Genomic DNA, 9,524 nt, shown 5'->3' with positions numbered 1-9,524 from the left:
CCTCGGCCTCTACTCGATCCCTGCGGCTTTCTTCGCGATATCCATGCACCGCAGCAGGTCGTATCCCCTGAATATGGTGATCTTCTGCGCCTCGAGGGAGCCCTCCGCATGAATGGCCAGCAGTTCGTGGTACCCGCCGAAATCCGACGCCGTGAGGTCGCGGATGAGATTGATGGCCTTCATCCGGTCCATGGTCGGCACGCCCTTGCGGCCGCCCAGGTAACGCTCCAGGTCGCCTTTGGTCTCTTCGTTGTGCCAGTCGGCTTCCGACGGGCCCGTGACCAGCAAGGCCCCGGCGATGTCCTGCACGTCCCGCACCGCCTCATGATAATTGTTGGCGAAATGGTACTTGGCGATGTTGGTCGTGAGCGTGTCCGGCACCGCGATGCCGTCCACTACCTTGCAGTCCATGGCGGCCGCGCGGGTGAGGGCGCGGACCGTCTCCGTGTAGGTGATGAGCCGCGTGGCCTTGTCGCGGATGTGGCTGGCCTTCTCCACCCCGTTGTACACGGCGATCAGCGAGGCCGCGCCGATGAAGAGGTCGAGGAGCGGCGGCTTGTAGGACACGGCCGTGAACCGATGGAACTCCACGAAGGCGTTCGCCAGCACCCCGGCGAAGTCCCACTCTCCGGCCAGGAAGACGCGCTCGTTCGGGACGAACACGTCTTCGAAAACGGTCAGGGTTTCGACGAGGTGGTGTTTCGAGCTGACCGGATGATGATACGTGCTTTCGCCCGAGAACCCGAAGGGACTGGCGATGAGCCGGACGCCCGGCGTATTGACGGGCACGGCAAAGGACACGGCGTAGTCCCGGTCTTCTTCCGAGATGGCCCGGGTGGGCAGCACGACCACTTCGTCCACGAAGGCGGTTCCCGTGGTATGCGCCTTGGCCCCGCGGACCACGATGCCGTCCGGACGGCGTTCCACGATGCGCACGTAGTAGTCGGGATGGGTCTGCTGGGAGGGCAGGCGGCTGCGGTCCCCCTTGGCGTCCGTTTGCGCGACGGCCATGCTCAGGTCGCGGTCGCGGCATTCGGCGTGGTAGTTCTTCACCCGGTCCAGGTATCCCGTGCCGTATTTCTCGTCGATCTGCCGCGCGACGAGCCTGAGCGAGAACAGCGCGTCCGTACCGATTTCCTTGATGAGCAGGACCACCCCGCTGCCTTCGCGGGTGCTCGTCTCGATCATCTCCCGGCGCTTGAGCAGGTCCTCCGTGTTGGCCGGCGGGATGAAATAGCGGCTGACGCGCTCGCCCGTCTCGGGACAAATCGTTGTGAACAGGTCCCTGTGGGCCTCGTCCTCGGCCAGGTGGTAATCCAGCGCCGTGTGCTCGGCGCCCACGCGCAGTTCCGGGTGCTCCATGAGGTCCGGCACCCGCTCGCCGCGAAAGTAGACCGCCCTGCCGTCCCGCAATCCTTCGAGGTATTGTTCAGCCGTTCTCAGGCCCATTGTCGGTCTCCGATCTTCGTCAAACCGCCGTCCACCCGCCGTCGACGGCCAGCACGGTACCCGTCGTCCAAGTGGCCTCGTCCGAGGCCAGGTGCAGGATGGCGTGGGCGATCTCTTCGGCCGTACCGAATCGGCCCATGGGATGGCGCTTCTTCAACCGTTCATACATCATCTCGTGGTCACGCACCGATTCGTTCATGGGGGTGTGCACCCAGGCCGGGGCCACGGCGTTGACCCGTATGCCGCGATCTGCGTACTCGACGGCCAGGACGCGCGTCAACTGGTCGAGGCCCGCCTTGGAGGCGCTGTAGGCCGCCGCCCCCTTCATGCCTGACTGAGCGAGGACCGAACTGACGTTTACAATACTTCCGGAGCCCTGGGAAACCATCTGTGGAAGGACCGCTCGGATGAGGCGAAACGCCCCCGACAGGTTTACGCCGATGGTCTGGTCCCAGAGTTCGTCGCTGGTCTCGTCTGCTTTCATTAACGTAGCAGTTCCCGCGTTGTTCACCAGCACGTCGATCTTCCCGAAGGCGGCCGTCGTTTTCTCGACCATGCGCTGGCAGTCTTCCGTGAGGGACACGTCGCCGGCAATCGGGACTGCCCGTCCACCATTTTCCTTGATTCCCGCAACCACCTCTTCAAGCAGCGCCTCGCGCCGGCCAGTGACAGAGACAGCCGCGCCCTCTTCGGCGAAGAGATTCGCCGTGGCGGCCCCGATTCCTGTTCCGCCGCCTGTGATGAGCGCGACACGATCTTGCAACTTCACTGGCGGCTCTCCTCGAACGCGTTCTCGGTCTGGACGCCTTCAGTCAGTGCGCCATCGATCAGCTCGCCGCCGCTCAGCGCACCCTCACCGAAGATGACGGGGAAGATCTCGCCTGTCTTGACCGCCCGCGTGGCGGCGTCCATGTACGCGATGCTGAACGCCCTCCGTGGCTTGCCTGTGGGATTGCGGGCCGACCGGTGCAGGAGCAGGTTGTTCAGGAGGATAGCCTCGCCCGCCTCGGCCTCCAGGTATATACAGTCTTCCTCCCGCGCGTACCTGGCCTGGTCCGCCTCCGACGGGAAGTGCATGTCGTTGATCACGCCGTGCTTGTGACTGCCCGGCACCACCTGCATGCAGCCGTTTTCCACCGTCGCCGCATCGAGGGCGGTCCAGATGGTAACCTCGGGGTTCGAGTCGAGCCCCCACCCGATGCCGACGTCCTGGTGCCAGGGGAGATGGGTGCCGTGCTCGGCCGGCTTGTTCATGAACATGGCGCGGAATATGGAGACATTGGGACCGATGAGGGCCTCCGTGATCTCCCGAAAAAACGGATGCTGCATGTATCCCAGGTAAAGCGGATCCAGCTGCAGATCGTCGATGCGCCGGTAAGCGAGCGTCTCCTCGCTGTCCTCGAACGTTCGCGTCGGCAGTTCGCCGTACTCGCCCGTGGTCGTGTCGCGCTGCATGGGCATGCCCTCGTAGCGGACGTTCCCCATCATGATGTCGTCGATGCGGTCGCACATGGCCCGCAGGTGTTCGCCGGAAGCCACCCGGCCCAGACGCAGGTAGCCTTCCTCGGCAAACCGTGCCAGCTCGCTCATGCCGAAGTCTTGAATGGCCATTGGAACCTCTGTTTTCTGTCGATAAAGGCGTTCAGCAACCGTATGACGCCCAATGCACTTATGTCAAGCGATATTCCAATTGCCCTTGACATAAGTCATTATGCTGTTACGCTTTACCCAAAATGGCAAATGTTGGCAGGATTCAGATCAAGCATCTAACTTAGTCTGCTACACGGCACTTTGCCCCTCCTGCATGATCCGGATGGGAAACGCCCGACACGATCCATGTCAAAGCAGAGGATGGAAAAGCCCATGACGGAACAGGACGTTCAGCACTGGCTCGACGAATATGGCCGAGCCTGGGTCGATAGCGACCCGGACCTGGTGGTGACGCTGTTTGCCGACACGGCCACTTATCGTGAAACGCCCTTCGACTGTGCGATGAGAGGACGGCACGAAATACGGGCGTATTGGCAGAAATACGCAGTGGAAACACACGAGGACATCGAGTTCGCATCGCAAGTCTGGGCGGTCAGGAACGATACCGCGATTGCCGGCTGGCAAGCCCGCTACACCCTGCAGACCACCGGAGCGCGGGTCAGCCTCGACGGGACGTTCAGACTCGTGTTTTCAAGCGAAAAGGGCGCTCTTCAGTGCACCATCCTCGAAGAGTGGTGGCACAGAAAAGAATCTTGAGCCGGTAGATTCCGGCCGCCCCTGGTCAGTCGCTACAGCACCCCGGCCACGCGAAAGAAGTTCTCCAGGATCTTCCGGCCGTGCGGATAAACGTCGATGTAGTATTCCGGGTGAAACTGCGTGCCGTACAGGGGCCGTTCCCGGTGCCTGATCGCCTGGATCCGGCAGTTTTCGTTCGAGGCGATGAGGTCGAAGTCTGGAGGCACGGTTTTCATCTCCGCGTAGTGCGACTGACGGACGACCACCGGGTCGGGCAGTTCGTCGAACAACGGATCGGGCTGAACCGGACTCACCGGGTAGAATCCCTCTTCACAGAAGTACCCCAGCGCGTCCGGATTCGGATCGAGCACGTCGGGCTCGCCGGGCCGCAGCGGCCGCATCATCTCGTCTTCGAGTTTCGTCAGGTTTCTGAAACCGTCATTGAACATGAACCCCATGAGCTGGTGGCTGGCGCACAGTCCCAGGGTGGGCACGTCCGCCATCGCGTTCAGCGTGTCTTCGAAGCCGTAGAACGTCTCTGGCTTGAAGTGCTGAAAGAAGGTGCCGGCGCCGCTGAGCAGCAATGCCCGGGGCTTAAGCGGCTCTACGATCTCCGGCGTCATCTGTTCCTGGTGCAGCATCAGACACGGTTGCCCGGAGATCTCCTCAAGCCGTCTCTTCAGCCAGAAATCCCTGCCGTCCTTGTTATAGGATTCCAGCGTCCCGATGCGAATCCAGATGATCAAGTAGTCATGCATCCTTTTTGGAAACGGCACATTTAAAGGTCGGGCTGCATTCGTTCGAAGGAGGGAGCTATACCGGTCACAGGCCGCTCTATCACAGGCCGCTCTGCCGGCGAAATGACCGGGTGCCCGCCACGCCGTTCGACGATAGCGAATGGCCACAAAATGTGAGCGGAAAGTAGGGTTGGTTTCAAACTCGTGTCAACCTGAATATGGAGTCGCCGACGCCTTCGTATGTTATCGGAACCGAAATCCCGGGATCATGTTACTTTTTGTTGGATATACGCAAATATCCCTCTACCCGTCCCAGACGAGCGTTCATATCGTGCATCTCTTCCCGAATTGAGGCTAACTCAGTACGCATTTCTTTGAAGTTGGAACGAACTTCATCCCTGAATTCCTGGTTAATCTGATTGACAAATGCAAATACGGTGATGACAAGGACCCCTGCGGCGGTTATGATCTGGGCGCCGAAGGTCCAGTTGTCCCGATTCAATATGGTCATGCCTGTCTCCTTCCAAACCTGGGTGACTGGCTCGCGTTGTAATTCCAAATAAGTCTACCGCCGTTGATCTCATACCGATATCTTTACAGTCGGAAATCAAGCTTCATATCTCGTAGATAAAACACAGTTGAGCACTATCTTGCGAAAAGGACCGTCATAATGATTGTCATGGCTACGAACAACGGCGACGTGGGCATCCAGCAGGCGGTGGCCGCGCTCAGGGAAGGCAAGACCGCCGTGGACGCTATCGAGATCGGCATCCGGGAGGTGGAGGTGCACCGCCCCGACCGCAGCGTCGGGCTCCACGGGTATCCCAACATCCTGGGCTATCCCCAACTGGACGCCCTCATCATGGACGGACGCACCCGCGACGTGGGCGCCGTGGGCGCGGTGACGGGCTACGACCATCCGATCTCGATCGCCCGCTGCGTCATGGAGAAGCTGATCCACGTCTTTCTGGTGGGTGACGGCGCGGAGCGGTTCGCCAGCGAAATGGGGTTCGAGAAGAGCACCTACGTGGATCCCGAGATGCCCGAGATCTACGCAAAGCATGTGCGCGAACAACTGGGAATCGACGACCCCGAAGAACTCCAGCATACGAACGAACTCTGGAAGCTGAGCCACCTGGCCGTCGATCCGCAGAAGGCCGGCGGCACGACCAACTTCATCGCGCAGGACGGCAAGGGCGACATCTGTGTCGGCGTCAGCACGAGCGGGTGGGGGTGGAAGTACCCGGGACGCCTGGGCGATTCGCCGGTCATCAGCGCGGGAGGCTTCGCCGACAACCGCTACGGCGCCGCGGCATGCACGGGCACGGGCGAACTGGCCATCCGGACCGGCGCGGCACGGAACGTGGTAACCTACATGAAGATGGGCATGTCCCTCGAAGAAGCCACGGCGGAGGGGCTGCGGGACATGAACGAGCTGGATTCCCAGCGCGTGGGCGGCGTGCAGATCATTTCTTTGGACGCGAGCGGCGCCCATATGGCGGGTACCACGAGCGACCGGTCCGGCAGCCACGTCTACATGACGGCCGACATGGACGAGCCGGAATTTGTCGAAGGCATCTCGGTGCCGTACGAAGGCTAGAAAGTAGGACGAGAACGCTTAAGGCAAGACGAGGGCGAGCGAAGCGGATAGAAGGAATCGGACGCTGTCGACCGGAGCATCCCGGATGAAACTCGAGGACGCCAAAGCCCATCTCGACGAACACGGCTACGTCGTGCTCAGGGAGGCGCTGTCCCCGGACCAGGCCAACGCCCTGCGCGATCGCTCGGTCGAGTTGGCCGCGGAGGAAAAGACCGACAGCGGGGAGCACGTCTACTTCGACGGGCACGCGCAGCGGGTGTGGAACCTGGTCAACAAGGGCCAGATTTACGAGGAGATGATCCAACTGCCGCAAGTGCTCGCGCTCCAGGAACACCTGCTGGGCGACGACTGCATACTCAGCAGTTTTACCGTCAATCTCATCGGCCCCGGCGCGCCGGCCGGCGGCCTGCACGTCGACTTCCCGCTGGGGCGGTTCCCGCAGCCCCCTCCACCGTTTGCCCTCTGTGCCAATACGATCTACGTGCTCGACGACTTCACGCTGGAGAACGGAGCCACGCGGATCGTGCCGGGCAGCTACAGGCGCGGATACACCCCCGACCCGGAAGCGACGTACGACGACGTCATCCAACTGGACGCCCGCAAAGGCGATATCGTGATCATCCATGGCGCGACCTGGCACAGCAGCGGCGCCAATCGCACCGGGCAGGAGCGGATGATTCTGCTCGGGTTTTTCTGCCGCTCGTTCATGAAGCCGCAGCAGGACCAGTTCAGGCTGGCGAGCCCCGAGGTCGTCGATCGGGCGACGCCGGCCCTGAGGCGACTGCTGGGATTCGAATCGCAGTCGGGCATGCGGACCTGAGCCCTTGGACCTGATCCCGCTGTTTGCCCTTGGACTTGAGCCCTCGGACCTGATCCCGCTGTTTGCCCTCGGACCTGATCCCGCTGTTTGCCCTCGGACTTGAGTTCGCGCACCTAGATTCGACAACCCATGTGCGTTGTCTGCTCGCCACCTGATTCATTCCATATTTCCCATCATCACCTGGAGAAAGAGACCCCATGTCCGACTCGCCATCACCGAAGATCGTTCCCAAGACCTACACCTGTTACCGTGCCTGCGGCCCCATCGCGATCGACGGCAAGCTGAGCGACCCGTCCTGGATCCGGGCGCCCCGCACCGATCTCTTCGTCGATATCGAAGGCGACCTCAAGCCCATTCCGCGGTTCGGCACCCGGGCCATGATGCTTTGGGACGACGCGTACTTCTACGTGGCGGCGGACATGGAGGAGCCGGACGTCTGGGGCACTCTGACCAAGCGCGACTCCATCATCTGTCACGACAACGACTTCGAGGTGTTCATCGATCCGGACGGCGACACGAACCACTACATGGAGTTCGAGATCAACCCCCTGAACGCCGTCTGGGACCTGTACCTGCCCAAACCCTACAGCAAGGGCGGAGAGGCCGACCACGACTGGGACTTCGAAGGCGTGCGCCACGCCGTCCACATCGACGGCACGGTCAACTGCTCGCATGACGTGGACCGGGGCTGGTCCACCGAAATCGCCTTCCCCTGGACCAGCATGGCCGAGTACGCCGGCGTCGACTGCCCACCGAAGCCCGGCGACTCCTGGCGGGTCAACTTCTCGCGGGTGGAATGGGAATTCGAGCGCCACAAGGACGGCTACCTGCGGAAAGAAGGCGTCCCCTGCGACAACTGGGTCTGGTCGCCCCAGGGCGAGGTCAACATGCACATCCCCGAGATGTGGGGGCACGTGGTATTCTCGGATACGGTGGTGGGTACGGCGGAGATGTGATAGTTTGTGTCTTTAGGTAGTTAGTCCTACTAAGGTCTGCGATTTCGATCAGAATGTGGCGATTTATGGCAGCAACCATTTGAAAGCCGTAACTATTATCCCCGCGAGTATCCCGGCGAGTGCCAGCATGCTTCCCATAAACCACCTTATCACACTGATCTTCATGTTGGCTATGTCTTCTCGGGTGGCGAAGTCCTGCAACTTGTGCTCAATCCTGCCCAGGCGGACCTTGATATTGTCCGTATCGAAATACAGATCGTTCTCGATCCGCTTGATGGACTCCGCGGTTCCGCGTCGACTCATCCCTGCAGCGCCGGATGGGCGTTTGTTTTTTTGATTATTCATATGCGTATAGCGGTCCTTCCCAGTGATGCCGGCTGAATCAGGTTAGTTTCAAAACAGTCAAGATTGCCCCCAGGCCCGATACAAGAATCCCGATTGTCCATCGAAACAGTGTATTCGAGTGTGCGGTCAATTCCGTTCTCAAACGCTCCATATCTCCATGTATAGTGAGTTTGAACTTTTCCATGTCTTCCCGCGTGGCGAAATGCTTCAGATCTTCCCGCGTCGCGACATGCTCCAGCTTTTCCTCTATCCTGGTCAGGCGAACTAAGACACTGTCTGAACTATAATACAGGTCGTTTTCGATCCGCTTGATGGACTCCTCGATTTCCCGCGAACTCATCCCTGTATTCTCGGGTGGGCGTTTGCTTTTTTGATCATTCATTTTCGTCTACCAAACACGAGAAGTGCGGACCGCCCAACGTACCGGCATGAATACGGCGACAATAACAAAATGCAGACGCGCCGTCCGGATCTAGGGCATCAGCCATTTGAACGTCGTTACAATGATCCCTGCGAGCGTCAGGATGCTCCCCAAAAACCACCTGGCCATACTGATCTTCAAATTCGCGATATCTTCTCGGCTGGCCGTGTGACTGAATCTTTCATCCATGCTGGCGGCCATGGTTCCGAATCTTTCATCCATGCTGGCGTCCAAGTTTCCGAATCTTTGATCCATGCTGGTGGCCATGACTGCGAATCTTTGATCCATGCTGGCGGCCATGTTTCTGAGCCGCTCATCGATTCTGGCGGTCATGTTTTCGAATCTTTGATCCATGCTGATGGCCATGTTACTGAGCCTCTCATCCATGATAATGGCCGTGTTTTTGAGCCTTTCATCCAAACTGGCGGCCGTATTACCGAGTCTCTCATCCATCCGGGCCAACACTACCCTTATGTTATCCGGACCGAAGTATAGATCCGACTGTACTCGTCTGACCATTGCCTGCATTTCCGCCTGAGTCATCTCCGGTTCTCCAGGCTCCCTTACTCTATCAGATTCACTCATTCTCAAATACATCTCCTGAAATTGGCGACACGAAGTCCGCGGATTTTAACTCCCTCTTAGGTATATGAGTAGCCGAGATAAGGATTATCTCGTGTTTTTTCTTATTTGAACAAGATGTCGGCACGGCGAAGCCGGGGTTGGCGGTCAATTCCGATCTTTGTTGATTGCAAATCACTTGCGTTAATTGTAATAGTTATTTAAATTATTGAAATACTACTTAGGTTTTATTAAATATACCTTCTGCTTTTGAATGATAATGAATGGTGAACACCTGATGGATAAATAACGACACTGATATCTGATATGAATAACGACACTGATCGAATACGGACCCCGCGATTACCCGCCCAATGCCCGGGCTGTGCCGCCGCTCTGAAGGTCGTCC

12 protein-coding genes are annotated in these 9,524 nt (G+C 59.3%); 4 read left to right on the top strand and 8 right to left on the bottom strand.

The features are described 5' to 3' along the window. Positions 1–9 precede the first annotated feature (9 nt). Genes OXG98_16550 through OXG98_16540 form a run of 3 tightly spaced genes read right to left on the bottom strand, consistent with a single transcriptional unit; the run spans position 10 to position 3,060 of the window. Positions 10–1,449, bottom strand: a complete 1,440-nt coding sequence (locus tag OXG98_16550) for a gamma-aminobutyrate dehydratase (GenBank protein ID MCY3773617.1) — start codon at positions 1,447–1,449, stop codon at positions 10–12. A gap of 19 nt (positions 1,450–1,468) precedes the next feature. Further along, positions 1,469–2,218: an SDR family oxidoreductase gene (locus tag OXG98_16545; protein MCY3773616.1), complete on the bottom strand. Its 750-nt coding sequence runs from the start codon at positions 2,216–2,218 to the stop codon at positions 1,469–1,471. Then, positions 2,215–3,060, bottom strand: coding sequence for a phytanoyl-CoA dioxygenase family protein (locus OXG98_16540; protein ID MCY3773615.1), 846 nt, complete (start codon positions 3,058–3,060; stop codon positions 2,215–2,217). Before OXG98_16540 ends, OXG98_16545 begins: the two co-directional genes overlap by 4 nt. A 252-nt stretch (positions 3,061–3,312) precedes the next feature. Here OXG98_16540 and OXG98_16535 point away from each other — a divergent pair, with 252 nt between their 5' ends. Then, complete coding sequence (locus tag OXG98_16535) at positions 3,313–3,696, top strand: nuclear transport factor 2 family protein (protein ID MCY3773614.1); 384 nt, start codon at positions 3,313–3,315, stop codon at positions 3,694–3,696. A 32-nt stretch (positions 3,697–3,728) separates the two neighbouring features. On the opposite strand, the gene OXG98_16530 is transcribed toward OXG98_16535, so the two are convergent. Both OXG98_16530 and OXG98_16525 read right to left on the bottom strand, forming a co-directional pair. Then, a complete protein-coding gene (locus OXG98_16530; GenBank protein MCY3773613.1) occupies positions 3,729–4,421 on the bottom strand; it encodes a hypothetical protein in 693 nt (230 codons plus the stop codon). Between the two features lie 262 nt (positions 4,422–4,683). Then, positions 4,684–4,923 (bottom strand): hypothetical protein, encoded by a 240-nt coding sequence (locus OXG98_16525; protein MCY3773612.1) that lies wholly within the window; start codon positions 4,921–4,923, stop codon positions 4,684–4,686. Between the two features lie 159 nt (positions 4,924–5,082). Here OXG98_16525 and OXG98_16520 point away from each other — a divergent pair, with 159 nt between their 5' ends. From OXG98_16520 to OXG98_16510, 3 genes are all read left to right on the top strand, one after another. Next, positions 5,083–6,012 (top strand): isoaspartyl peptidase/L-asparaginase, encoded by a 930-nt coding sequence (locus OXG98_16520; GenBank protein ID MCY3773611.1) that lies wholly within the window; start codon positions 5,083–5,085, stop codon positions 6,010–6,012. A gap of 85 nt (positions 6,013–6,097) precedes the next feature. Continuing rightward, entirely contained in the window at positions 6,098–6,832 is a 735-nt protein-coding gene (locus OXG98_16515; GenBank protein ID MCY3773610.1) for a phytanoyl-CoA dioxygenase family protein, read from the top strand. A 197-nt stretch (positions 6,833–7,029) separates the two neighbouring features. Beyond that, positions 7,030–7,788: a carbohydrate-binding family 9-like protein gene (locus OXG98_16510; protein ID MCY3773609.1), complete on the top strand. Its 759-nt coding sequence runs from the start codon at positions 7,030–7,032 to the stop codon at positions 7,786–7,788. Between the two features lie 63 nt (positions 7,789–7,851). On the opposite strand, the gene OXG98_16505 is transcribed toward OXG98_16510, so the two are convergent. The 3 genes from OXG98_16505 to OXG98_16495 all read right to left on the bottom strand — a co-directional run bounded on the left by OXG98_16505 (position 7,852) and on the right by OXG98_16495 (position 9,139). Continuing rightward, a complete protein-coding gene (locus OXG98_16505; protein ID MCY3773608.1) occupies positions 7,852–8,091 on the bottom strand; it encodes a hypothetical protein in 240 nt (79 codons plus the stop codon). Between the two features lie 79 nt (positions 8,092–8,170). Next, entirely contained in the window at positions 8,171–8,515 is a 345-nt protein-coding gene (locus tag OXG98_16500) for a hypothetical protein (GenBank protein MCY3773607.1), read from the bottom strand. 90 nt (positions 8,516–8,605) lie between these two features. Then, the gene (locus OXG98_16495; protein ID MCY3773606.1) at positions 8,606–9,139 is read right to left on the bottom strand and encodes a hypothetical protein; all 534 of its coding nucleotides are present in this window, start codon (positions 9,137–9,139) and stop codon (positions 8,606–8,608) included. Positions 9,140–9,524: the final 385 nt, after the last annotated feature.

It is taken from the genome of Gemmatimonadota bacterium (assembly GCA_026706345.1).
GTDB lineage: Bacteria > JAAXHH01 > JAAXHH01 > JAAXHH01 > JAAXHH01 > JAAXHH01.
The sequence above is the reverse complement of the archived record's forward strand: the minus strand, read 5'-3'. Positions and strand labels throughout refer to the sequence as shown.